General features: G+C 33.8%; 20 protein-coding genes and 1 pseudogene. 4 read left to right on the plus strand and 17 right to left on the minus strand.

What is annotated here, in order from left to right; all coding sequences use genetic code 11:
* Window positions 1–142: 142 nt before the first annotated feature.
* The 6 genes from DOS84_RS12055 to DOS84_RS12080 all read right to left on the minus strand — a co-directional run bounded on the left by DOS84_RS12055 (window position 143) and on the right by DOS84_RS12080 (window position 6,047).
* A complete protein-coding gene (locus DOS84_RS12055) occupies window positions 143–853 on the minus strand; it encodes a hypothetical protein (RefSeq protein ID WP_111410378.1) in 711 nt (236 codons plus the stop codon).
* Between the two features lie 87 nt (window positions 854–940).
* The gene (locus DOS84_RS12060) at window positions 941–2,380 is read right to left on the minus strand and encodes an MBOAT family O-acyltransferase (protein WP_111410379.1); all 1,440 of its coding nucleotides are present in this window, start codon (window positions 2,378–2,380) and stop codon (window positions 941–943) included.
* A 12-nt stretch (window positions 2,381–2,392) separates the two neighbouring features.
* The gene (locus DOS84_RS12065) at window positions 2,393–3,442 is read right to left on the minus strand and encodes a hypothetical protein (protein WP_111410380.1); all 1,050 of its coding nucleotides are present in this window, start codon (window positions 3,440–3,442) and stop codon (window positions 2,393–2,395) included.
* Between the two features lie 505 nt (window positions 3,443–3,947).
* Window positions 3,948–4,412, minus strand: coding sequence for a hypothetical protein (locus DOS84_RS12070; RefSeq protein WP_111410381.1), 465 nt, complete (start codon window positions 4,410–4,412; stop codon window positions 3,948–3,950).
* 153 nt (window positions 4,413–4,565) lie between these two features.
* Complete coding sequence (locus DOS84_RS12075) at window positions 4,566–5,156, minus strand: HD domain-containing protein (protein ID WP_111410382.1); 591 nt, start codon at window positions 5,154–5,156, stop codon at window positions 4,566–4,568.
* A 3-nt stretch (window positions 5,157–5,159) separates the two neighbouring features.
* Window positions 5,160–6,047, minus strand: a complete 888-nt coding sequence (locus tag DOS84_RS12080; RefSeq protein ID WP_111410383.1) for a YitT family protein — start codon at window positions 6,045–6,047, stop codon at window positions 5,160–5,162.
* A 407-nt stretch (window positions 6,048–6,454) separates the two neighbouring features.
* On the opposite strand from DOS84_RS12080, the gene DOS84_RS12085 reads away from it, so the two are divergent.
* The 3 genes from DOS84_RS12085 to DOS84_RS12095 all read left to right on the plus strand — a co-directional run bounded on the left by DOS84_RS12085 (window position 6,455) and on the right by DOS84_RS12095 (window position 9,404).
* A complete protein-coding gene (locus DOS84_RS12085) occupies window positions 6,455–6,907 on the plus strand; it encodes a hypothetical protein (RefSeq protein WP_111410384.1) in 453 nt (150 codons plus the stop codon).
* A 137-nt stretch (window positions 6,908–7,044) separates the two neighbouring features.
* Window positions 7,045–7,578: a hypothetical protein gene (locus DOS84_RS12090; protein WP_111410385.1), complete on the plus strand. Its 534-nt coding sequence runs from the start codon at window positions 7,045–7,047 to the stop codon at window positions 7,576–7,578.
* A complete protein-coding gene (locus tag DOS84_RS12095; RefSeq protein WP_111410386.1) occupies window positions 7,575–9,404 on the plus strand; it encodes an adenylate/guanylate cyclase domain-containing protein in 1,830 nt (609 codons plus the stop codon). Before DOS84_RS12090 ends, DOS84_RS12095 begins: the two co-directional genes overlap by 4 nt.
* 21 nt (window positions 9,405–9,425) lie before the next feature.
* Here the strand turns inward: DOS84_RS12095 and DOS84_RS12100 are convergent, their stop codons facing one another.
* The 4 genes from DOS84_RS12100 to DOS84_RS12115 all read right to left on the minus strand — a co-directional run bounded on the left by DOS84_RS12100 (window position 9,426) and on the right by DOS84_RS12115 (window position 15,408).
* Window positions 9,426–11,999, minus strand: a complete 2,574-nt coding sequence (locus DOS84_RS12100) for a cation-translocating P-type ATPase (protein WP_111410387.1) — start codon at window positions 11,997–11,999, stop codon at window positions 9,426–9,428.
* 22 nt (window positions 12,000–12,021) lie between these two features.
* Window positions 12,022–13,218: a phospholipase D-like domain-containing protein gene (locus DOS84_RS12105; protein WP_111410388.1), complete on the minus strand. Its 1,197-nt coding sequence runs from the start codon at window positions 13,216–13,218 to the stop codon at window positions 12,022–12,024.
* Window positions 13,219–13,243: 25 nt separating this feature from the next.
* On the minus strand, window positions 13,244–14,254 hold the full coding sequence (locus DOS84_RS12110) for a metal-dependent hydrolase (protein ID WP_111410389.1): 1,011 nt from the start codon (window positions 14,252–14,254) through the stop codon (window positions 13,244–13,246).
* A 179-nt stretch (window positions 14,255–14,433) separates the two neighbouring features.
* Window positions 14,434–15,408, minus strand: a complete 975-nt coding sequence (locus tag DOS84_RS12115; RefSeq protein WP_111410390.1) for an NmrA/HSCARG family protein — start codon at window positions 15,406–15,408, stop codon at window positions 14,434–14,436.
* 339 nt (window positions 15,409–15,747) lie between these two features.
* Here DOS84_RS12115 and DOS84_RS12120 point away from each other — a divergent pair, with 339 nt between their 5' ends.
* Window positions 15,748–18,480 carry a cation-translocating P-type ATPase gene (locus DOS84_RS12120; RefSeq protein WP_111410391.1) on the plus strand — a complete coding sequence of 911 codons (2,733 nt, stop codon included), beginning with the start codon at window positions 15,748–15,750 and terminating at the stop codon, window positions 18,478–18,480.
* 42 nt (window positions 18,481–18,522) lie between these two features.
* On the opposite strand, the pseudogene DOS84_RS12125 reads toward DOS84_RS12120, so the two are convergent.
* The 7 genes and pseudogenes from DOS84_RS12125 to DOS84_RS19320 all read right to left on the minus strand — a co-directional run.
* Window positions 18,523–19,053: pseudogene (locus DOS84_RS12125) on the minus strand (phage tail protein); the annotation flags it as partial.
* Window positions 19,054–19,125: 72 nt separating this feature from the next.
* Entirely contained in the window at window positions 19,126–20,703 is a 1,578-nt protein-coding gene (locus DOS84_RS12130; RefSeq protein WP_111410392.1) for a phage tail sheath family protein, read from the minus strand.
* Between the two features lie 325 nt (window positions 20,704–21,028).
* Window positions 21,029–21,493 (minus strand): Mpo1 family 2-hydroxy fatty acid dioxygenase, encoded by a 465-nt coding sequence (locus DOS84_RS12135; RefSeq protein ID WP_111410393.1) that lies wholly within the window; start codon window positions 21,491–21,493, stop codon window positions 21,029–21,031.
* A 143-nt stretch (window positions 21,494–21,636) separates the two neighbouring features.
* Entirely contained in the window at window positions 21,637–22,143 is a 507-nt protein-coding gene (locus DOS84_RS12140) for a GNAT family N-acetyltransferase (RefSeq protein WP_111410394.1), read from the minus strand.
* A 62-nt stretch (window positions 22,144–22,205) separates the two neighbouring features.
* Entirely contained in the window at window positions 22,206–22,784 is a 579-nt protein-coding gene (locus DOS84_RS12145; RefSeq protein WP_207802057.1) for a peptidylprolyl isomerase, read from the minus strand.
* Window positions 22,785–23,015: 231 nt separating this feature from the next.
* Window positions 23,016–23,591 carry a DJ-1/PfpI family protein gene (locus DOS84_RS12150; RefSeq protein WP_111410395.1) on the minus strand — a complete coding sequence of 192 codons (576 nt, stop codon included), beginning with the start codon at window positions 23,589–23,591 and terminating at the stop codon, window positions 23,016–23,018.
* Between the two features lie 357 nt (window positions 23,592–23,948).
* The gene (locus DOS84_RS19320; protein WP_243636373.1) at window positions 23,949–24,557 is read right to left on the minus strand and encodes a superantigen-like protein SSL4; all 609 of its coding nucleotides are present in this window, start codon (window positions 24,555–24,557) and stop codon (window positions 23,949–23,951) included.
* Window positions 24,558–24,599: the final 42 nt, after the last annotated feature.

The following is a 24,599-nucleotide window of genomic DNA, read 5'->3' on the forward strand; positions in this document are numbered from 1 at the left end:
ATGGGGTCGGGCTTTCGGCTTTATCTTTATTTTTTTAAAGAAAAAAAATAAAGGATATCACCTCAATCCCTTACGCAAAAAAGCCAAACAAACTTAAAATGGTATAAAATAAGTTTGTTTGGCTTTCTTGAATAGGTATTGTTTATTCTACCGCATTATAGAAAGTTATTTCAGGTTTGCCAATTACACCAGCATCTGTCATGATTTTTTTCAAAGCGGGGTCTTCTAGTCTCGCTTTTGCTTTATCTAAATCACTTATGGCAAAAGTTACATAGACCATATTGGGATCATCGATACTTCTGGAAATAGCTCTGTCTACTAATCCATGATCCATTCTGGTTTCTTTGCCTTCGGCATCATATGCTTTTAGCCAGGCATCAAAATCTTTTACTTTATGTCCAACCCGAACCCTTCCTTTTAATGTAGCGGGAGATTCTTCGAAGCGTATTACATCCGCGTATCTGAAGTCAGGAGTACTGGTTACACCTCCTTTTTTCATTCTATCTTTTAATTCAGGATTGGCGGCAAAATCTTTGGCTTTTTGCAAATCTTGTATATTCAAGAAAACATAAATTTTATTTGGGTTATCCATGTCTCTTCCCAAGGCTCTTAATGTCAATCCACTTGCGGTTCTGACACTTTCATGCTCGTCAAATGCTTTTTTCCAAGTATCAAAATCTTTTACAGTATGGGTTATGACCATAACTTTAAAAGGTTCAAAAACAGGTTCTTGTTTTACTGCTACTTTTTCGGGGGAGCTTTCAGTTGGTACTTTTTCCTTATCACTTTCTTTTTTGCAGGAAGTGAAACTTATGGCTAGTATTGCCGTAAACATTGTCAAAATTGCTTTCATCTTTTTTTATTTAATTGGTTGAACTTTAATTACTTTTTTATAAAATCAAAAAAATATTTTTTAAATAGGAAGGAAAGTGGTTTTAGATTAAAACTGAAAATAGATAAAGGAACTGCCGCTTTCTTGTGACCATATTAGTAATAGCATTATTGTGGACCATGCTATTCCTAGCTTCCACCAGCTCAGTTGATGTGCCACGTCGAGTACTTTGGTGTTTCTCATAAACCAATGTGTGATTATAATTGAGGGGATAATTATCAAGACTTTAATGATTGACAATGTGGTCAATAGCGCTTTTCCGCCAGTTTCGGTTCCGGACATTGAAATTAGCATTTGCCAAGCTTTGGAAAACGTGTCTGAACGGAAAAATACCCATGTTATGTTTACTAACATAAAAGTGAGTAGTGCGTAAAAAAAGCCAATCCAACCAGTATCTCTTGTTATTTTCTTTGATTCATTATCGGTGTCTTTTTTGCGGTCTCTGAGGTATTTTTCAATCCATAAATAAAGACCATGCAAGCCTCCCCAAGCAACAAATGTCCAGTTTGCACCATGCCAAAGTCCTCCCAATAGCATAGTGAGCATTAAGGCATAGTAGGTTCGGAGTTTGCCATGACGACTTCCTCCAAGAGGAATGTATAAATAATCCTTAAGCCAGCTAGATAATGTAATGTGCCAACGTCTCCAAAAATCAGAAAAACCGATCGCCGCATAAGGGTAATTGAAATTTTGCGGCAATACAAAACCTAAACACAAAGCTACTCCAATGGCACAGGTAGAATATCCGGCAAAGTCCAAGAATATTTGACCAGAAAATGCAAAAACACCAATCCAGGCATCCAATCCAGATAAAACATCAGTTGAATTAAATACTGCATCGGCTGTAGCTGATAGCATTCCATCAGCTAAAACTACTTTCATAAACAAGCCTAATGAGAGTAATAATAAACCATCGAACATTTGTTTTTTGGAAGCAATTCTTTCGGTTTCAAATTGCGGAACCAATTGTGGCGGACGTACAATAGGACCAGCCACTAAGTGCGGAAAGAAAGTAACAAACAAAGAAAAATCCAGCATTGATTTTACAGGTTCACTTCTTTTATGATACATATCTATAGTGTAGCATAAAGTAGTGAAGGTATAGAATGAAATTCCAGCTGGAAGTATTATGTTTGGTGTAGCCGGATGATATTCTAAACCCAAAAGATTGACAACCGAAACAAAATTATCCAGTAAGAAAGTACCATATTTAAAAAAGCAAAGCATTCCTAAATTACCAATTAAGCTTATTACCAAAAGAAATTTTTTCTTATGTGGATTGGTTTGGGTGAAAAGGGCTCTACCTACAAAGAAGTCAATTACAGTAGAAAGCCATAACAATAGTATAAATGGTGGATTCCAAGCGGCATAAAAGATATAACTGGCAATAAGCAAATTTATTTTTTTGAATTTCCATGAAATGGGAAGATGGTGTAAAAGAAGTATAATTATAAAAAAGGCTACAAATGTATAGGAGTTGAATATCATAACTATAGAGTATTAATTTGAACTTTTCGAAAGTGAAAATTCCCAACCTTTTTCATTTTTAAGAATTTCAATGAAATGTTGAGTGAAAATTTTCGCATCTTCAGGACCTAAATGAGAAAATTCAGGACAATTGAAATTTGCAATGGCAGGGTAATCTTTAAAATGAATGCCTGGACAATTGGTTATTTGAAGAAGTTTGTTCCAATATTTTTCTCGTGGGAATGCCATGTTTTCACCATCGTAATAGGGACCACTTGATGGGGTTCTAACAAATAATACTTCTCCACCTCTTGATTTTATTTTATCGACAGCAACTTTTACGGATGAAAAAATCGCATCTAATCCTTTTTCTGACATTGGAGGTGCATGCTTATTCATTTCACTAAAAAAATGCCAAACTCCTTTTACCTGATTGCATAATTTAGGGTCATTTACAAAATCTTTAGTCATCGCCGATTGCCTATCAAATGCATTGCGGTTGAATTTCCACGGAAATATTGGCATCATGAATACTCCAGAACGACTGGGAATTTCCATTTCATCTAATTTTGCATTAAGCGAAAAATTATCTTTGTCGAGAAATACAAAAAAAGATTCTAAAGGTTTGTTTAAGAAAAAACTAGCTTTTTGAGCAGGGGTTCTGTCATGATAGTATTTGATATTTTCTATTGGTTTTTCATTATTAGGTGGAGCAATGGAGAAAAACAATCCCTCGGTTATATCAATAATGAGTTTCCCTTTAAAATTGGGGTCATCGGCTAAATCTTTTAATATTGGCCTTGGACAACTACCTTCAATCGCTAATTGTACAGCATCAAAGCCCGTTTCATTTTTCCATGTTGTAATGTCTAAATCAAATTTATTTCTGGAGGAGCCTATAAAAACAACTGTTGAATTTGGTGATTGATACACTTTTTCTCTAGTATAAGACCATAAGGGAGGACCATCATCATAGGAATTTTTTACACCAAGATTGCGAAGATATATTTCCCAGCATAGCACTATAAAAATTGTTATGACCCCCATTAGAACTGCCGATTTTAAAAGAGATTTGTTTTCCATTTACATAAATTAAGGATTGCTGTATGACTAGAAACTGAATTGTTATTTGAAAATAATCGAGCAAATTGATAAAAATGTAAGTTATGTAAGGGAAGGGGCGTCCTATAAAATCAACTTTTTAATTCATCTTGTTGGGGTTGAGATGATTAGTTTAGTAAAAGCTTTAACAAAAATAAAGAAAATAAATTATATTAAATTATAAATATTTGATTTTTAGTCAATTAGATTGTTGTTTATTCGTGTTTTGTTTGTGTAGTTATATTTAATGGAGTAATAAAAAGCAGTTTTTATATTAATTCTAACATAAGAATTTAAAAGCGATATAAAAAATGAGAATTTACTTCTAACAGAAATTGAAAACTGTTAAAAATTTTTAGCAAGAAAAGATTCTCTATTTAATTTAAAATAAATGTAATGTGTGATGTTTTTTATAGTAAAAGTTTAAATATACAAATAAGACCAGTAATTTGAAGACAACAATTATTTGTTTTTAGTATTTTTTATTTTAACTTTTACTTTCAATAATCTCTTTTATTATATTAATATGATGCTTAGTATGGATTTTTATAAATCTAATCGTTGGCTTCAAATTCAATTGTCCCATAAAGGGATGTTCAAAATAATTGTTAGCAGAAAGAGTGTTTAATTTTTCGAGGTTCATTTTTACTTTTTCAAGATGACTTTTTAATGAATCGGTTGTAAAATCCTCTTGCGGTCTAACCATTCTGGGCGCTTTGACTTTTCCTCTTGGAATTTTATTAAGTGTGAATACTAGAAAACGATTAAAATTGAAAGTTTTTTTGTAATTGTCGGGAGTAGATTTATGAATAGATTCGATAACTAAGTTCATCGTTAGTAAAGTATGTTCAATATGCCAACCTACAGAAGATTTGGAAACCAATGGATTGAGTAATTCTTGGTTAGATATTTTGTTTTCTAACTCAATAATTAGTTTTTTTAGTTCTTCCATAATTTTTTGAAATTTAATATGTTTAGGAAATAATGTCAAAATGCATAATCAGATATGCATTTTGGTTGTGAAAAGTAAATGTAATGGATTTTATCAGATCTATTAGTTGCATTAAAAAATAATGAAAATAAAGTTTGATTCGTTTTTGCAACACTAACTTTCTTTCTTTTGCTCAATAAGTAGTTCAAGATTTCTTTGTTTGATTGGATTTCTATACTGGATGCAATACGGAGTGTGGTATTGATGATTTTGGAGGAACTTAATTTGTATATCATTCCATTCAGATATGCTTAAATTTGGTTTTGTATGTTTTATTTCATGATACAGATTGGTTCCTATTCGTTCAAAATTATCAGTGCCGAGATATTCCAGGTCAGCATCGGCGAGTATGGATTCTAATTTTGTTTTAGGCTCTTGTGGAATAGAGGTCGCCTGAATCATTCCAGCAATGATTTTAATTTCATTTTTAGTGTATCCAAACTGAGGCAATCTATCTTGTGCCATTAGAATGCTTGCTTCTTCATGTCCATCAGCAACAGAGTTGATAAATCCGGCATCATGAAATAGAGCTGCCGTTTTTATTAATACAATATCTTCTTCAGGCCTATTTTCTTTGTGAGCAATATATTCGGACATTCTTATAACATGTTCGGTATGTTTCCAATCATGATAGGTTAAGAATGGAGCTAAGTTCTCTTTTAAAGAATTCATAACGGTATGGCACAATAAATCCCAGTTTTTCATACTCTAATGCTTAGCCTTGTTTCTTAAAATACCGCCTCTTGCTTCCTTGATGTATTGAATGTACATAAAGGCATGTGGATCCAATTGGCTAACTTCTTCTTTTATCCTAAGTAATTCTAATCGGGTTACAACTGTAATTATAATATCGCAATCTGTTTTTTCATGGAAAGCATGTGGTAAATAACCTCTTTCTCCTTTAATAACCGTAATTCCTTTTCCAAATTTTTGTACAATTAATGATTTTATGGCCTCACTTTTGGATGAAATAATGTGTAAAGATGTGTATTGTTCTATTCCATTGGCAATATAGTCAAGTGATTTTATAGCCGAAAAATAAGTAACTATAGAGTATAAAGCGGTACTTATGCCAAAAGACCATGCTGCACAAAGAAATAGTGCTGAGTTGATTCCAAAAATAACTTCCGATACGTTAAGACCAATCTTTCGGGTCGTAAATAAGGCGAGTATTTCTATTCCGTCTGCGGCAGCACCACTCCGAATGACAAATCCCATACCCATTCCGATCAAGCATCCTCCAAATAGAGCAATTAACAATCGATCTGATGTTACGGGCTGAATGTCAATAAATGTCATACTGGCTGCTATCATTATAAAGGTGATTAAGCTTTGTATGGCAAAAGTTTTACCCAGAACGGCTTTTCCAATAAATAAAAAGGGAATATTCAATACCAATACTAAAATACCAAAAGAGATGTGAGTAATTTCATGTATGAGTATTGAAGCTCCTATAACCCCACCGTCCAAAAATTTATTGGGAATCATAAAACCTTTTAAAGCCAATGTGATGAAAGCAACTCCAACCAAATTGAGAATGATGTTTTTCAGTTCGAATATTTCTTTCCAGTCAATAGGCTCTTGGTTGAATTTCATATATGTAAAATTTATTTGTTATCGATCATATATGTTATCACTTTATTATTTGTTGGTCTTTGCTTGCGCAAACTTCTTGTTAATGGTGATTTCATATTTTCCTTGGTTTTAAGAGTGAAGTTAGTGTTAAAATACGCGTACAGTATTCAAATACAAATAGTTATTGTTGTAAATTTAAGAAAAATACTTCTTTTGAATTCTTATTTTTTATTTATTTTTTATAAATGTTTTTTTTAAGTCTTTTGTTTTTATATTTTCTTGTTATTTGTTAATTTTTAATTTAAAAAGCATTAAATTTGATTATACTTTGATTAAAAATAGTAAAAATCTAATTTTTTCTTCCCTTAAATCGACTTTTTAACCTATAAATTTTATTGGAATTAATTAATCTTTTAAATCTAAAATTTATGAGTAAAAATGTTCAGATAGTTTTGACTGTCGATGCCAGCAGTCTCTATCAAATGTCAAATCCATCCCAAGAAGAAATAGATACTGTGAGTACTTTATCTGATGATAATGATGGCATTTCTGAAAATGGAAAAGTTCAAGGCTTTTTATCAAATGTTTATCTTGGACATAATGTAGAATGGATAGGCTCAACAACAGATAACGGTTATTCGGTGGCTATAGACCGAATCGTTTATGATTTTGATTTGAACGATCCTAATGATAAGTGTTTTTTGGAAGATGACATTACTATCATGGGAACAGGAGGTTGTAATAGTAAAGTTGTGGCTACGATCAAAGACCAAATTGAAATGGCAAAAACTCAAAATATTTATAAAATAGAATTTAGTATTCATTATAATAATGTGGCTAAATCATATTTAATAGATCCCAAACTAATAGCAAATCCATAATAGTTTGTAGTTTTTGAATTTTATAAAAAAAAATCAATAAAATTAAAAGTTATTTTTCCCAAAGAATCTGCCATTTTTCAATTTATTATAGCTTTTATGGTTAATAAAAATTTATAAACCTGAAATAATAAATTGCTATGGACAGAAAACTAAAATTTTACTTGACAGAAAAAGGATTCTTAAAAATACGTTTATCAAAGGGAGGAAAAGTGAAAATCACCTTAGAGGTTAAAGCCAAAAAACTCTACGAATATTTGAACTCAATTGTAACACCAATTGAACCAGAACATAGTATAGTCGATAGTTATTGTAAATTGACTGATGACAATTATGGGAAAACAAATGATAGCAAAGTGATTGATTTTGTATCTCATGTTTATCTCCATAAAAATGTAAAATGGGTAGGCAAATCTAGAGATAAAGGGTATTCAATTGCAATTGATAGTATTGTGTATCATTCAAAAAGCAAAGATCCAAATGATGTTGATTTTTTTCACGATACAACGATTATTGGGATCGGAGGACCAAATAGTATTGTCGAAGCGCGGGTCAAAGAGGATTTAAGATTAATAAACAAAGAAGATGTATACACAATAAATTGTAGTGTTTATAAGGATAGTTTACATAAAAAAAGTTTTCATATTGATCCAAAATTAATGGGAAATCCATGATAGTAAAACGGTTATTTGGCTATTTCACTAATATTGTAATTTATTTAATTCTACTTTTTTTTCAGCAATTTATAGTTTTTGGTCAAGATCAAAAAGTAGCAGATAGTCTTGTGAAAATTTACAAAACAAAAAAACTTAATAATTCTGAAAAAATGGAATTGTTAAGGAATTTGTCTTTTAATGAAAGTAATAACCTTGAATTGTCATTAAAATATGCTGAGGAACTCATTGCTTTATCCAAAGCCGAAAAGAACTATTTGTACTTGTATAGAGGATATAGTCAAAAAGGGAATAAAAACAGAATTATTGGGAATTTTAATATTGCTCTAGATTCTTATTTCAAGAGTATTGATGCAGCTGCAAAAGCGGAATATATTATAGGAGAAGGAATGTCTTATATGTTTATTGCCGATGTATATTCCACTATGGGGAGTAAAGAGAATGCAGAGTTGTATTATGACAAAGCTATTAAAATTTTAAGAAAAACAACAAATCGGCTTTCACTGGCAACAGCTTTACTAAATGCGGGGGATGAATATTCCAAAAATTTAAAATTCAATTTGGCTTTAAATTACTTTAATGAGGCTGGTGAAATATTTAAAAATGAAAATTATCTAACCGGTATTGCTTACACTTTAGGAAATAAAGGGATGGTATTTGCTAAGCAAGGGAATGATGAATTGGCAATCAAAAACATAAGAGAAGCCATTTCAATCCTAGAAAAACAGGAGGATTACTACGGTATATCGGATTATCTTCTTTACATGTCCGATATTTATTTTAAGCGAAAAGAATGGAAAACTGCTCTTAATTATGCAAAAAGGAGTTTGGACATCGCACAAAAGCAAGGATTGAAAGATCAAGTCCAAAAGTCAAGTTTGATGCTTTCTGAATTGTTTCAACAAGCGGGAAACGTACCAGAATCATTCACCTATTATAAAAAATATATTACCTATCGAGATAGTGTAAAAAACCTTGAGGAGGTTGAGAAAATGGGGAATTTGAGGACTAATTTTGAGGTTTCAAAAAAACAGGCAGAAGTCGATTTGATGGTTCAACAAAAACGAACCCAAAAAATAATTGCCATTTCTTCCATCGTTTCATTAGTTCTTGTTTTCTTGCTGGCCATTGGTTTATTTAGAAGATATCGTTTTATAAAAAAAACGAATACTATCATTGAAGCGGAAAGAAAAAGATCAGACAATTTGCTGTTGAATATTCTTCCTGAAGAAACGGCTCTTGAACTTAAAGAAAGTGGTAAAGTCGTAGCCAAAAGATTTGAATCGGTTACAGTATTATTTACCGATTTTGAAGGATTTACGCAATACGCCGAAAATTTATCCCCAGAAAAGCTGGTAGAAAGTGTCGATTATTACTTTTCAAAATTTGACGACATTATCGAAAAGTATGATTTAGAAAAAATAAAAACATTGGGAGATTCTTATATGTGCGCTGGAGGATTGCCTTTTCCTACGGCAGATCACGCCTATAAAATGATTTTGGCTGCCCAAGAAATATTAAGTTTTGTCCAGCATTCCAATCGGGAAAACCCGCTTAATCATACTCGATTTAATATTCGAATAGGAATTAATACTGGGCCAGTAGTTGCCGGAGTAGTGGGAACCAAGAAATTCGCTTATGACATTTGGGGTGATACTGTAAATATTGCATCAAGAATGGAATCGAATTCAATCCCTGGAAAAATCAATATTTCTGAAAATACTTTCGCCATTATAAAAGACTTTTTTGATTGCGAGTATAGGGGAGAAGTCGAAGCGAAAAATAGAGGGATGATGAAAATGTATTTTGTTAGCGGTGAAAAATGATGAATGAAGTTTTAAATCCTTTTATTTCCATTTTCTTTTAGCCCATTTTTCCAGTTCCACGGCACAAAATACAATGCTTGAGACAGCAATGGTGATAGTAAGCTCATACAGCGTCAGGGGTTGTGTTTTGAAAATTGTATTGAAAAAAGGAGTATAGATAATCATCATTTGCAAAATGACAGTCAATAGTAGGGCACCCAGCATTGGTGTATTGGAAAGTAAACCAATTTTGAAAATAGATTCTCGTTCCGAACGAATGGCCATAACGTGCCCCATTTGACTTAAACACAATACGGTAAATGCCATCGTTTGCCAATGGCTGTTGTTGTAATGTATTGACCATGCCTGTATTCCCAAGGTCACAGTACCCATTAAGAAGCCCACCCACAAAATATGTATTGCCATTCCTCCCGCAAAGATATTTTCTTTTGGACTCCTTGGAGGACGACTCATGATATTTGATTCAGACGGTTCCGAGACAAGTGCCAGTCCTGGTAATCCATCGGTCACCAAATTTATCCAGAGAATGTGTATTGCCAGTAATGGTATGGGTAAACCCAAAAAAGGAGCCAAAAAAATAGCCCATATTTCTCCAGAATTTGATGTCATGGTATATTTGATGAATTTTAGAATGTTATCAAATATTCTTCGTCCGTGTTTGACGGCTTTTACAATAGTGGCAAAATTATCGTCTAATAGTATCATATGGGAAGCTTCTTTGGAAACTTCGGTGCCATTAATGCCCATTGCGATTCCGATGTCTGCATTTTTAAGAGCTGGCGCATCATTCACACCATCACCCGTCATGGCAACAAATTGATTTTTATCCTGTAGTGCTTTTACAATTTTTAGTTTTTGTTCCGGGTTTACTCTCGCATATACCCGTATTTTTTCTACAATATTTTCAAATTGCGTTTCAGATAAAGCTGAAAGTTCGGCGCCGCTTAATATCAAATCTTCTTCGGAAATGAAAATCCCCAATTGTTTTGCGATGGCTTTCGCAGTGAGTTTATGATCGCCAGTAATCATTACCGGAATAATCCCCGCTTGTTTGCATTCTGCAACTGCTTGTTTTGCTTCTTCTCTTGGCGGGTCAATCATTCCTGCAAATCCTATTAAGGTCAATGAGGATTCAATGGTATCCATGTTAATTTTTTCAGGAATGGAAGGTAGCCACTTCATTGCATATCCCAAAACCCGATAGCCTTTATCTGCCATTGCATTCACTTTGGCTTCAATTTCAGGAATGTCTTTTTTTTGTTTCTCATCTAATTTGCTAAATAACAAATCTACTGCGCCTTTCGTAATGACCAATATCCCTTGCCCTGTTTGGTGTAGTGTAGTCATACATTTTCGGGTTGAATCAAAGGGCAGTTCTGCTACTCTAGGCATTGTTTTTTCTAATTCATTTTTTTTAAAATTTTTATCATGAGCATATTGTACCAAGGCCACTTCGGTAGAATCACCAAGCCATTTTCCTTTTTTATCAATTGAAACATCGTTATTGAGTGTCATTGCTGTAAGCAAGATATTAGCAGGAAAGAAAATAGAATTGGAATCGGTGTGCTGAATTTCATGCGTTTCCTGAACAGTCATTTTGTTCAATGTTAGTGTACCGGTTTTATCGGTACAGATGTACGTAACTGAGCCTAATGTTTCTACGGCAGGCAGTTTACGGATCAAAGCATTACTTTTTGCCAATCGTCTGGCGCCAAAAGCCAGTGCAATGGTTACCAGTGTAGGCAATGCTTCGGGTATGGCGGCAACAGCCAGTGAAATGGAAGTAAGTAACATGATCAAAATCGCTTCGCCACGCAACCAACCGATTATGAATATTACCGTGCAGATAATCAGTATGACTATTGATAATCTTTTCCCAAAAGCAATCAGTCTTTTTTGCAAAGGAGTTGCTGTTTCATCTTTTTGTATCATTTTGGCAATACGTCCAAGTTCTGTGTTCATACCGGTTGCAACTACGTAGGCAAGTGCTCGTCCATTGGTAACAAAAGTGCCTTTAAATCCCATGTTTAGTCGATCTCCCAAACTATAGTCACCCTCAGTAAGCTTCTCGGCAATTTTTTCGACATTATGTGATTCACCTGTTAGTGTTGATTCATCTACTTTGATTTGATAGGTTTCCAAAAAACGAATATCGGCTGGAATAATATTGCCGGCCTCAAGCAATATGACGTCTCCCGGAACTAAATCAGAAGCGGGTTTTTCAATTGGATTTTCTTCACGCAAAACAAGAGCAGTGCTTGCGACCATATTTTGCAATGCTTCCATTGCTTTTTCGGCCCGAAATTCTTGAATAAATCCTATAAGGGCATTGATAATGATAATTGCAAGAATAATGATTGTATCTATTAAATCTCCTAAAATGCCAGAAATTAGGGCAGCAGCAATTAGAACGATAATCATAAAGTCAGTAAATTGCTGTAAAAACATCTGAAAAGGCGTTTTCTTTTTTTGATCCTCTATCTGATTTTTTCCGTATTCCAAGAGAAGTTCTGAAGCTGTAAAGCTATCTAACCCCTTTGGTGAAGAGTTTAACAATTGTTCGATTTCTGATAGTGGAAGTAAATGCCAATTCATGATAGTTACTTAATTTTGTTTCTTAGTTTTCTTCCCTGTATTTGTTCAGGAACCTATTGTAAGAGATATAAGTTATGATTATAAGAGTTGTTCTCACAAACTGATAAGAAAGCCAGTTTGCAATTGTTGAAAAAAAGCTGCTTTTTCGTTTAATAATTTCGAGAGTAATTCTTTCACACTGAGATATTATGGTATTTAAATCGGATGCCAATGTTTTGGCAAATTTTATAGATTCTATTGCTACATTTGTTTCGATACTTCCATAGGAACTCAAATGATTCAAATTGAAGGAGCCAATAGTTGTCCATTTATTATCTACTAAAGCGACTTTTCCATGTAAAACAGACTTGTTCCATTCGTACAATTCAATGTTATTTTGAATAAGTGAAGAATATAAATGATAAGTTGCTCGCTGCATTAATGGAATATCTGATATTCCGGATAAAATGAGTTTTATTTTGACACCACGCTTAGCCGTTTTTCTCAAGACTTTTGAAAATCTTCGACCTGGTAGAAAATAGCAACCAACAATTACGACCTCTTTTTGTGCTTTTTGAACTGATTTCACATAAGCAATTGAAATTTCATTGTTTCTCTTCAGCCAATCATTTTGTAGAACGGTTACAGTTGTTTCTTTATTCGAATAGAAAACAGATTGCAAAATTATTTTATGTGTTCTTTTTTGTTTAAAATAAATGTTTAGACATAATTGTTCCAATTGCGTCGCTGTTTCTCCGTTCTCAATTTGAACAGCATAATCAAGCCATGGATTTTCCGTTGAGGTTCCTCTGTATTTGTCTGAAATATTAATGCCACCGATAAGAGCAACGGTCCCATCGGCAGTAATTATTTTATGATGGAGTCTTCGTCCAATATAAAAATTGTTGCCGGAAAAAAAAGGAGAAAAGAAACGGATATTAATTCCCAACTGCTTAAGTTCTTTTATAATTAGCTTGGGGAATGAGTAGGAGCCATATCCATCAAGAAGTACATAGATTTCTACATTTCTACATGCTGCTTCTTTTAAAGCATTGATAATTTCTAAACCTGTAGCATCATTTTCAAAAATGTACATTTGAATGTGAATCACCGATTGTGCATTTAAAATAATGTTTCGGGCACGCAAAAAATAATCTTCTCCGCTGTGAACAAGAGTTGTATTTTCCTTACAGACATTGTTTGGAAAATAGTTTGGTATTTGGATTTCTTGTTCCTGCATCAGTATTAAAATTATTTATTACAATTTACTTTCCTTTAATTCTGTTTACCAGTAAGACAAACCATTCATAAGTTGATTCTTTATATTTTGTTCTGTTCAAAGCCCTTTTATTATCAGCATTTTTGTTGAGGTTAAACTTAAAAGCAAATGGCCCATCCGCTTTATTCCATCCGCTTACTTGACCAAATCGGATGTCGTTGAAGTATAAAATAGAATCCTCTTTGGTAACAATATAGTTTCCGTTCGAAAGTTGTTTCAAATTTTTTACCGTTATATCTTTTTCAAAAGTAGTAATCAGAGAGTCATTTCGTTGTATTCTGTAAAAGTCAATTTTTTTCTGTTTGTCAAAAATGGAATAATATCCTAACCATGTACCATTACTGTCATGGGAATAACCCATCCATAGAAAAGTGTTTAGTGGAGTCGGAGTGACTGTAAATTCGTCTGAAAGGAGTCGCTGCTCTTTAAAGGATTGTTCCATAATCTGTCGGCAATACATATGTGCTAACATTGTGAAAATTAAATAACAAGAACTAACTGTTAATCCTATAGTATTCCATTTTTGAATCTTCTCAACTGATTTCTTTCCAATAAAAGGAAATAATGCACCTATCAAAAGAGGTACAGTATAAAAAGGATCAGCCACAAAAATGGTATTAAAGGATACTCTTTTGTTGCTAAAGGGTTCGAATAAACCTAAACCATAACAATTAAGTGAATCCAATACTAAATGGGATAACAGGGTAATAAAAAATAACAACGTCCAATTCATCCAATTTATATTACCGTCACCAAGCCATCTTTTGAAAATCCACCCCAAAAGTATTGAAACTAGTATGACAAAGAAAAAAGAATGAGTAATGCCACGATGGAATAATAATTGTTGAGAATCACTCAGGAAAAGAATTCCAAGAACATCAATGTCAGGAAGGTTGCTCACCAAAGCACCATAAAAAATAGCTTTTCGGCCAATCCTCTTTCCTAGAATTGTTTTGCCAATTGCAGCACCCAAAAGTGTATGCGTTATTGTATCCATATTCTATTGGTTGTCTCTATGCTGTTTTTTAGGTCTTCTTTTTAAATAATAAATTATATTATGTGATTATTTTTTTCAATGATGTAACTAGAATTTTCTTTGCAGTAAATTAAGAACTTACACTCAGGATGTGGTTAAATGTTATTTTCCATTTTAATTTTTATAGACTATTTATAATATTACTGTATAGGAATTCGGGAAGCATTGACAGAAAGCCACATGTCGAAATTTTGCAGTTCTGGATTCAATTCCTTTGCAAAAACTTCATTTCGTGCGCCATTAAAGTCATCATTGAAATCTCTTTTAAACTGAAACATATTGCCCAAATCATCGGCGCCCGGAAATCCAAAGTTGCGGTATGCTTCTGGGGTAACGGGATTGAAAAGCACTTTTTTGTTGAGGGCTTTTGAAAGTTTTTCAGCCATTTCATTTCCGTTTAACTTTTCTCCTGCTATGCCGACGGTTTTTCCAATCAGTTCTTTCCCTTTTTTGAAAATTCCATAAGCGCATTTGCCGATATCTTCAGCGGCAATGGCCGCCAATTTCTTGTCGTCCATTGGAAATGCGATATAATAATTACGGTCTTCTCCTTTTTGTGGGCCCATGCCAAAATGAATGAAATTGTCCCAGTAGAAAGAGGTTCTTAAAAAAGTGGTGGGTAATTCAGCTTCCCTAAAGTAGTGATCTGCCTCTCCTTTTCCGTCAAAATGAGGTACTTTGTATTTGCCATGTAGTGTTGGCATTCTGTCATCATCCAGTTTCATCCAGTTTCTGGTGTCTTCCAATGTTGACCAAATGATATGCTGCAAATGCGATTCCCTTGCGGCTTCAATAAAGTTGTTTACTTCCTGCAGTTCTTTGTCTACGGAGAAATGATCCCAGAAAAAAGTAACAAAATACGCTCCGTAGGCTCCATCAATTGCTTTTTTAATGCTTTGGATGTCATCAATGTTTGCTTCGACAACTTCTGCGCCCAATTGTGCGAATGCTTTAGATTTTTCTGAATTGGCGTCTCTGGTTACAACCCTTACCGCAAACTCACTGTTTTTGTCTGCCAAAATAGCTCTGGCAAGTCCGCCGCCTTGTGCGCCTGTGGCACCGAAAACGGTGATTATCTTTTTATCATCAACTTTGATGGGTGTTTTATTTTCCATTTTGAATGTTTTTTAGGCACATAAAGTTAATTAAAAAATATTATTTATTTGATTTTTAGATACTTGTATTTTAATTTTGAGTGTGAATCATTTTTTTAAATAATTTATTGTCAAGAAATACATCTAATAGTTTTGGAAAAGGTAAATTACTTATGCACTCTTATTTTCCGTTTTATATGTTTTAAACACAAGTTTTTAAACGATTCATTTTACAATAATTAGTATCTTTAATAGTGTTTTTTTTCAATGATTTAGAGCTTTTCTTGAATTAAATTGTAAATATATAATTAGAGTCTTTGGATTATTTTATTAATTGTTTTTTACAGTAAACAATAGCATATGGAATTCTATGGCCAAAATATTAAAGATATCATTGAGCAATTAAACAGTAATGCCAGGAGAGGTCTTAGTGAAAATGTAGTTCTGTCAGCAAGAAATAAGTATGGGAGCAATACTCTAAAAGTAACCCGTAACAGAAACACATTAAAAATGCTTTTTGCCCAATTCACAAGTCCGTTAGTCTTAATTTTAATTGTAGCTTCCATAGTATCTTTCTTCTTAGGTCAAGAACGCGATGGATCAATCCTTTTGATGATCGTAGTTTTGAATGCATTAATTGGTTTCTACCAAGAATGGAATGCCGAAAATATACTAGCATCACTTAAAAATTTAGTTGTAGAAAAATGTGTTGTTATAAGACAAGGTAATACACTTGAAATTTTTGTGGAAGATCTTGTCCCAGGTGATGTTGTAAAATTAAGCGAAGGGGAAGGGGTTCCAGCAGACATTCGTTTGATTGATTCCAAAGATTTTTCCACAAACGAATTTATTCTTACTGGAGAATCATTACCGTCAAATAAAGATTATTTATTTACTACCGATAAAGTGTTGAATATAAGCGAAATAAAAAACTGTATTTTTATGGGAACGACCGTTGCGAGAGGTGAAGCGACAGGAATCGTCTATGCTACAGGTATGCAAACAGAAATAGGAAAAATAAGTACTTCATCGCAAAAAATTAAAATTGCGGATGCTCCCATACAAATTGAGATTGCCGATGTTGCCAAAAAACTCACATTTGTAACTCTAATTATTGCCGCTTTCCTTTTTGGGATACGATTGCTCTTGCATGATTCTCTTGTTTTGGCATTAGTTTTTTCTGTAAGCGTTGCCGCAGCCATGGTTCCCGAGGGTTTGCCAGCCCAAATTTCGATGGCTCTTGCTTTGGCCATAGCTCGATTGACAAAAAGAAAAGCGATTGTGAAAAGAATGGCATCAGCGCAAACGCTTGGTTCCGCAACTGTAATTGCATCAGACAAAACGGGAACAATTACCAAAAATGAAATGACCATTACGGGGTGTTATTTTAATGGAGAATCTTTTTCGGTCTCTGGATTGGGTTATGAACCTCTTGGGAGTATTTCAAATGAGCAAGGAAAAGTTTTGAAGAAAGATTCTTTGGGAAATTTAAAAATATTTTTTCTTTCAGGATTTTTATCTTCTACCGGAAAAATAAATCCGCCAGATAAGTATCATCCATCTTGGTATTCTATTGGTGACCCCACAGAAGCTTCGTTTGCGACACTTGCCATGAAAGCAGGATTTACACTGGAAGAAATCGAGAAAAATTATGTTTTTATAAAGGCATTCCGATTTGATTCTTTCCGCAAAAGAGCAACTATTATCCGGAAACATAAAGACAAGACTATTGCCTCTGTAAAAGGTTCTATTGAATCTGTTTTGGGAGTTTCGACAAAATTAATTGCAAATGGAAAAATAGAGGAATTAACGGCTGAAAACAGGAAACAAATTATCTCTTTGGCAGCGGCATTCTCCCAAAATGCGTTGAGGGTAATTGCCATAGCTTACAAAGACCTCGAAACCAAAGAGGAATATAGCATTGATGAGGTAGAGAAGGATTTGACTTTTGCAGGTTTCGTTACTATGTTTGATCCTCCAAACGAAGGGGTGAAATCAGCTATTGAACAAGTTTTTAAAGCACACATGAAAGTGTTTATGATAACTGGAGACAATGAAGTTACAGCCAAGGCAATTGCTAAGAATATTGGGTTGATGAATGAAGGAAATGAGTTGCCCACAGTAATTAATTCCACGACATTACAAACGATGAGTGATGATGACTTGAAAAATGTTTTTCAAAAAAGAGCATTGTTGTTTTCAAGAGTATCACCAGACGATAAATTACGAATTGTAGATTTACTGATGAAGCTTGGCGAAATTGTTGCCGTTACAGGTGATGGTGTGAACGATACCTTAAGTTTGAAACGAGCCGATATAGGAGTCGCCATGGGGAAGAATGGATCCAAAGTAGCGCAGGAAGCGGCCAATATGATTTTGCTGGATGATAATTTTGCGACTATTGTTGTTGCGGTAAAAGAAGGAAGAACTATTTTTAGAAATCTTGAAAAAACAATTAAAACAAATCTGTCATCTAATATGGCCGAGCTAATTTGTGTGTTGTTTGGTTTTGTTGGTTCTTTTTTGGGGGTAGCAACTCCAATATTAGCAGTCCAGATTTTATTGATTGATTTGGTAGGAGAAATGTTTCCGCTGATAATGCTTGCCTATGATCCACCCGAAAAAAATATCATGGATAATCGTCCGCGAAATCCTAAAGACAAAATACTGACCAAGACAGCGATGAAAGGAATCGCTTTTTCGGGAATTGTAATGGGTATTGTAGCTTATGTAGCGTTTCTCTATTGCTTTTTTATGAATCCTATGGGTATTGGTAATTATGAAAAAGCAATCACGATAACATTTGTCTCCATAATTTTTGGTCAGTATGCCAATCTCCTTTCTAGAAGAACTTATAAAAATGTTTTTGGAAGATATTTATTTTCAAACAGGAATCTTTTGCTAGCATTTACATTATCGATTTTTTGTATAGTATTGATCGTCTATATACCTATTTTTAATCTTTATTTTCATACATTCCCATTACAAGTAATGGATTGGAGTTTACCAATAAGCGTTGGAATAATTTGTCTTTTAATATTTGAAATTAAAAAAAGTATAACCAAAAAAGTAAATATAAACAGTATTATATAAGTCTTGGTATTTTATGAAATGATGAATAAGTTTTGTCTATTCACCAATCATTACTGTAGAAGAACCTTTTATAATCGAATCTGGTAGGCCAATACAAACGAGTATATCACCAACTTTGGCAGCGGGTAATCCTCTAATTAGAACGGTTGGTTCACCTGGACCAATTATTGGCCCGCCAACATGTGGAATAGGAGGTATTCATGGAGTTTTCATAGGGCATTCATGAAAATCTGTAAGTCTTGCTGCTGCTGGTAAAGCATTGTTTAATGTCCACTGCATGGTTACATTTCCATTTTCGTCCAATAATTTTATTACAATCGTTCTTCTTTTTATTGTATTCATTACCACTTGCTGATGCCAATCCCAAAATGTATTATCATTCACAAAAATGCCTCGCTTCACAGTAATATTCCCGTATTTAGTAATTCCTGGTATTTTTTCTACTGAGAAAAGAGGATTGTCATTTTTACGATATTCTATTATTTGGTTTTCCACATCCATTCCTGTTAATTCCTGGAATGCTATTTTCGTTAATTCTGGTCCTAAATCTACTTCAAATTTAAATTTTGGCATCGGCCATGAAGTATCTTCAATGTTGTCAATGTTTGTATCCCTAAAAGTATTTTATAAATATAAAAAGATTGATTAAGAGGCAGATTCCATTTTTTGTTGCAACGTAATAACAATAAACTCTGCAGGATGTGCAACTGCAACTTTTATACTGATAGTCATATAGCCATTTAAAATATCTTCTCCTGTCATCGTCGTTCCCAAACCACAATCAACCGAAAAGGCATCTGATGCACTTGCACCCTGCAATCCTCCTTGTTTCCATACATCAGTTAGGAAATTTCCAATGCTCAATTTTACAGCTTCCCAAGTGTTTTTGTCATTTGGCTGGAAAATATAGGCCTGAGCGGCTAATTTGCAGGACTGTTCTATAAAAATCATTGTTCTTCTTACAGGAATATATTTCCAATCCTGACTGTTTCCATCAAGTGTTCTTGCCCCCCAAATTAGTATGCCAAGCTCATTGAATACTCGTATTGCATTTATTGATTTTCCAGAAACCACATCAACATTTAAGTTGGCTTGTTGACTTTCTGATATTTTTATGGGTAATGAAATTGCTCCAATAATTGATTTATTTGCAGGAGCTTGCCACGGACCTTCTTGGTTATCGGTCATTGTAATTACACCAGCTATGGCACCACTTGCTGGAAGTATACTTGCAATTCGTTCCACTTCTTTTATGATGTATGAATAATCCAAACTGGCATTCAAGAGCGCATTATTGTTTTGGGTTGTAGTTAATGTACTTGCTGGATTTTGAATGTTTGCAATAATTGCTGCAATATCAGGGTTGGGATGACTCGCGGGATTGATGATAGAACCTAATTGTTTTACGTCTCCACCAAATAAGTTGATATAATCAATATCCTGTTTTTGCATTATATCTGTTCCTATAAAAGGATAATAAACTATACCATAATTTAATCCCACTGAACCGGTATTTATTCTAAAATTTTCAATGTCTTGTGTGTATAAAATTGGATCGGGATCATTGCCTCCAATAATATCAAAAATCGACATAGCGGTTTGCATTTGAGTGCATTGAAGTAACATATTTTCCATAAGTTCTCCATTCTCTGAAATACTAAGTAAAGTGGCTTCTGGACAAATGTAAAGTGTAGGTTCTGGTTCGTGCATTAATAATTGTAAGCCCGCAAGTATATCAGTTAATGTTACGTTTGGATTTACTATTTGGGTGCCAATATCCATCGGTTTCTTAGAAGGCGGTCCATAAGTACCTACAGATACAATATATGATTCACCACCACCATTTTCATAAAAAAGTTTCACACTGTTATAAAGGTAATAGATGGTATAAGGGTCGGGTGCTATAGAATAATAGGATTCGAAAATCAATATATAATCTCCTTTCTCAGGTTGGCTTTTTTGTTGAACTAAATAGTATTCCGGACTGTATTGTTTAGGCGGACTTGCCGAAAGGGGATGATCAGGTAAGCAAAATATGTCCTGAAAATCAGCGAAAGAAGTGATTTTTACAGGTACATTTAAATATGATTTTCCTTCGTGTAGGGCCTGAGGGGTGTATCCTATAAATGCGGGTATTGCTGTAGGTACTCCAACCGCAGAGTTTGGAAATGCATTTATTTCATTAATGAAAACTCCTGGTGTTGGTTTGTTAGTTAAGTCCATTGGTTTTGTTTTTGGTTAACGCTATTAATTAATAAGAAATTTAGTTGTATAAAGCCTTATTCTTAATTGATTGGATTGAGTTTTATATTTCAATGCGGGGTGAGTAAAAGTAATAATTTATTTACTATAACAAAATGACTTAGTTAAGGTTTTGCGGTTTTTTATTTTTTAAAGTATTGTAATTTAGTAAGTTATTTAGAGGTAAGCTTTTTTTAATCTTTGAAAAGGATTTCGATTAAAACCCAATTTTAAAAAAAAGTCCTAAAACAATGAGTTGTTAAAGGACTACTATAAGGAAAAGTTTTTTTAAAGATATGTAAAACTGCTATTTTTTAGAAAATAAATTTTGCACAACCCAAGCTGGACCAATCATTAAAAACTGTATATCTTTCAGAAATGATGGTTTTTTACCTTCAATGTTATGACCATAAAACTGTCCAATCCAAGCCACAACAAAAACGCCAATTGAGAATGCCCAAAGAGGAACGAATTGCCCGATGTAAAAATTTAGCATCAAACAAAGGAATGAAAATACGGCTATTTTGACAGCCATAGCAACAGATAATCGGAGGTAAAACAGTAATACAAAAATCAAAACAACTACTGCCCAATTTTCTATTATCGGTTGGTTAAGGTGCAATAAATTATTCAAAAAAGCACTCGGAATGCTCATTAACAAACCCACAATCGAAAAGAATATAGCTGGAACACAAATGTAGTGTATAGCCTTGTTTTTTGGATTTTGATGACTTACTGCATATTCTTCAAACCATTGGTCTAATGTTTTCATATGTTTACATTTATTGTTTTTTATTAGTCATATGTAATTCGCATATCATCATTGGTTTTGCGACCAATTTTCGGTTACGCTTATTTCATATTTTATATTTTTTTTACTAATTTATAAAATAATAACCAATGGATAAAAAAGTGCTAAAGTATTTTTTCTAAGACTATAAATTCCAAATGTTGGTCTGTAATAATGGTATCATAATCATTGAGTAGGAATGGTTCTCTTACTCCTGTATCAACATATCCATGTCTTTTATACCATTCAATCAATTCTTTCCTAATGGTAATAACGGTCATTACAATTTTGGATAAGCCTAAGGATAACGCATTAACTTCTGCTTCTTGTAATAGTTTTTTTCCAATGCCTTTATTTTGCAATTCAGGTGAAATGGCGAACATTCCCAGATAGAGTTTATCTCCTTTATTCGTAAGCAAAACAGATCCAATTATTTGATTGTTTTCTGTATATTTTAAAATCGTATTGTTTTTGTTTTGAATTGTTTCTTCTAGTTCATCTAAAGTAATTCTTTTACCTTCTAAAAGATTCGCTTCGGTGGCCCATCCTTTTTTGGAAGTTTCACCACGGTAGGCAGAGTTAATTAATTTTTCTAAAGCAGATGCGTCTTCTAGTGTTGCAATTGTAATCATAGCGCTAATATATTCGGGTGTTTTTATTTTAAATAATAAGAATTTAAACGGTATTCAATACCTTATTTCTTTCTTGTTATGGAGATAATCCGTATTTCGGGTTTGAAATATTGACTCTGTTCAGGATGAAGTTGCTGAATTTTTTTTACGATTTTCATACCCTTTATAACCGAACCAAAAGCGGCAAACCCTTGTCCATCTATGTTTCTTTTGCCTCCATAATCTAAAGAAGGTTGGTCATTTATGCAAATAAAAAAATTAGTGGTAGCCGAATTGGGTTTGTCTCTTGCCATAGAAAGAGTTCCGTTTTTATGACTTAATCCTGTTTGTTTTGTGGTTTCAAGCGCGATAGGTGCAAATGTCTTTATAGAATCAATTTCGCCTCCCTGAATAACTTCAATCTTTATAGAATCTTTGGGTTGATTGTTTAGCGTTACGGCACGAAAGAAACTGCAGTTGTCATACAAATGGGCATCAATATATTTTAGAAAATTAGCAACTGTAATCGGAGCTTTTTCGGGATATAATTCTACTGTGATTTCACCCAACGAAGTGGTAATGTTGCATACTTCCTTTTTTTGTGCCGAAACCGACAAGATCACAAAAATCATTACAATAATGCTTAGGGAAATTCTTTTCATTTTCTGTAGTATATTTATATTTTTTTTTAAAGCTATTTGCAATAGTTTCCAAAGATAAAAAAAGAGTTCTATAAAAATGAATTGGTCAGTTTATTGTAGAGGTTTTATGTCTGTAGTACCATTTAAAAATGAATAAGCTACAACAAGATCACCTCTTACTGTAGCTTTTATATGGTATTATTTAAACTAACTATTTAATTTTTTTTTTATAACTTATTTGGTGGAAAAAAATTAAATCACAATTTTGGTTCCCATAACTTTTAGAAATTCTCTGATGAAACTTGGATGAGCGGGCCAAGCGGGCGAGGTAACCAGATTTCCGTCGACATATGCACCATCAACAGGAATGGATTGAAATATTCCACCGGCCAATGTTACTTCGGGTCCTACAGCTGGATAAGCGGTTAGTTTTCGTCCTTTCACTACATCGGCAGCAGTTAAAATCTGAATACCATGACAAATGGCAGCCACCGGTTTATTGGTTGAGAAAAAATGCTTAGTTATTTCAATCACTTTTTCGTTCAATCTTAAATATTCAGGAGCTCTTCCTCCAGCAATAACCAATCCATCATAATCATTCAGTTTTATATCACTAAAGCTATAATTCAATGTGAAGTTGTGTCCCGGTTTTTCGGAATAGGTTTGGTCGCCTTCAAAATCATGGATAGCTGTTTTTATGGTGTCTCCCTTTTTTTTGTCGGGACACACGGTGTGAACGGTGTAGCCAACCATTTCCAACATTTGAAACGGAACCATAGTTTCATAATCTTCGGTGAAATCGCCTGTCAAGAACAATACTTTTTTCATTTTGCACTATTTTAAAATTTAATAAAAATTTTTGATGAACAAGAAATAGAATGGGTTATACTGTTTTTTGTATAAGTAGAATCTGATTTTTTTGTTCTTATAAAGTTAAGAAAAAAATGTGTTTATTTATTTGATTTTTAGTTATTTAAATTATATAGGGCTATGATATTTCTTTCGAGTGATCTTTGATTATAAAAAAGAATCAATATATCCGGATGCTCTTGTTTTGCGTGAGTGATGGAAGTGGAGCTCTTTTTTTGTCCCTTTTTTTAAGGGACAAAAAAAAGCGGGAACGTACAGCACGACCCGAAGTCTCGTCTTTTGGGACGAGACGAAGGGACACGCCCACATAAAATTTTATTGACCAGGTACAGTTGCGGATGGAGTAGTTTCTGCAGGAGTTGAAGCGGGAGTTTCAGCTGATGTAGGAGGGGAAACAATGTAATTTGGAGCTCCTTGTGGAGTTGCTGGTTTAGCGGTAGCTACTGGAGAATTTAATGGTGATCCTACTGGAATATCACAACGGTGCCCTGGCTGACCGTGAGGAGGATTCATACCTTTCGCAGTGGTCACGTTTCTTGTGTTCGCAGATTGCCCCGAAGTTGAAACGACTTGTGGAGTTGTTGAATTAGTGGTAACCGGAGGAGAATTTAAAGGTGCGCCTACAGGAATGTCACAGCGGTGACCTGGCTGACCATGGGAAGGATTCATTCCCTTGGCAACTTTTACAGGAGCAGCTACAGTTTGTGTTTGTGTTTGAGTTTGTATCTGATTTGCTGTATTTTTATTTACACCATTTTGCTGATAAAGTGCACTGGGTTGGGGAGCAGCTGCCGTTTGATTTTGTTGCTGATTGGCAACTTGATAAAATGGAACAACTATTTTAGAAGTTTGGTTTTCGGCTTCATTTTTGCAAGAAATCAATACGAATGCTATAATGAATAGAGGAGTTAACAGATTTTTCATGATGTGATTTATTGGTTTTGACAAATTTAGGATTTTAAATAA

This window comes from Flavobacterium aquariorum (assembly GCF_003254745.1).
In the GTDB taxonomy this organism is placed as follows: domain Bacteria; phylum Bacteroidota; class Bacteroidia; order Flavobacteriales; family Flavobacteriaceae; genus Flavobacterium; species Flavobacterium aquariorum.

Excerpts from the sequence above, each read along its gene's own strand:
- DOS84_RS12055 (WP_111410378.1), bottom strand. The coding sequence starts at position 853 with ATGAAAGCAATTTTGACAATGTTTACGGCAATACTAGCCATAAGTTTC.
- DOS84_RS12060 (WP_111410379.1), bottom strand. The coding sequence starts at position 2,380 with ATGATATTCAACTCCTATACATTTGTAGCCTTTTTTATAATTATACTT.
- DOS84_RS12065 (WP_111410380.1), bottom strand. The coding sequence starts at position 3,442 with ATGGAAAACAAATCTCTTTTAAAATCGGCAGTTCTAATGGGGGTCATA.
- DOS84_RS12070 (WP_111410381.1), bottom strand. The coding sequence starts at position 4,412 with ATGGAAGAACTAAAAAAACTAATTATTGAGTTAGAAAACAAAATATCT.
- DOS84_RS12075 (WP_111410382.1), bottom strand. The coding sequence starts at position 5,156 with ATGAAAAACTGGGATTTATTGTGCCATACCGTTATGAATTCTTTAAAA.
- DOS84_RS12080 (WP_111410383.1), bottom strand. The coding sequence starts at position 6,047 with ATGAAATTCAACCAAGAGCCTATTGACTGGAAAGAAATATTCGAACTG.
- DOS84_RS12085 (WP_111410384.1), top strand. The coding sequence starts at position 6,455 with ATGAGTAAAAATGTTCAGATAGTTTTGACTGTCGATGCCAGCAGTCTC.
- DOS84_RS12090 (WP_111410385.1), top strand. The coding sequence starts at position 7,045 with ATGGACAGAAAACTAAAATTTTACTTGACAGAAAAAGGATTCTTAAAA.
- DOS84_RS12095 (WP_111410386.1), top strand. The coding sequence starts at position 7,575 with ATGATAGTAAAACGGTTATTTGGCTATTTCACTAATATTGTAATTTAT.
- DOS84_RS12100 (WP_111410387.1), bottom strand. The coding sequence starts at position 11,999 with ATGAATTGGCATTTACTTCCACTATCAGAAATCGAACAATTGTTAAAC.
- DOS84_RS12105 (WP_111410388.1), bottom strand. The coding sequence starts at position 13,218 with ATGCAGGAACAAGAAATCCAAATACCAAACTATTTTCCAAACAATGTC.
- DOS84_RS12110 (WP_111410389.1), bottom strand. The coding sequence starts at position 14,254 with ATGGATACAATAACGCATACACTTTTGGGTGCTGCAATTGGCAAAACA.
- DOS84_RS12115 (WP_111410390.1), bottom strand. The coding sequence starts at position 15,408 with ATGGAAAATAAAACACCCATCAAAGTTGATGATAAAAAGATAATCACC.
- DOS84_RS12120 (WP_111410391.1), top strand. The coding sequence starts at position 15,748 with ATGGAATTCTATGGCCAAAATATTAAAGATATCATTGAGCAATTAAAC.
- DOS84_RS12130 (WP_111410392.1), bottom strand. The coding sequence starts at position 20,703 with ATGGACTTAACTAACAAACCAACACCAGGAGTTTTCATTAATGAAATA.
- DOS84_RS12135 (WP_111410393.1), bottom strand. The coding sequence starts at position 21,493 with ATGAAAACATTAGACCAATGGTTTGAAGAATATGCAGTAAGTCATCAA.
- DOS84_RS12140 (WP_111410394.1), bottom strand. The coding sequence starts at position 22,143 with ATGATTACAATTGCAACACTAGAAGACGCATCTGCTTTAGAAAAATTA.
- DOS84_RS12145 (WP_207802057.1), bottom strand. The coding sequence starts at position 22,784 with ATGAAAAGAATTTCCCTAAGCATTATTGTAATGATTTTTGTGATCTTG.
- DOS84_RS12150 (WP_111410395.1), bottom strand. The coding sequence starts at position 23,591 with ATGAAAAAAGTATTGTTCTTGACAGGCGATTTCACCGAAGATTATGAA.
- DOS84_RS19320 (WP_243636373.1), bottom strand. The coding sequence starts at position 24,557 with ATGAAAAATCTGTTAACTCCTCTATTCATTATAGCATTCGTATTGATT.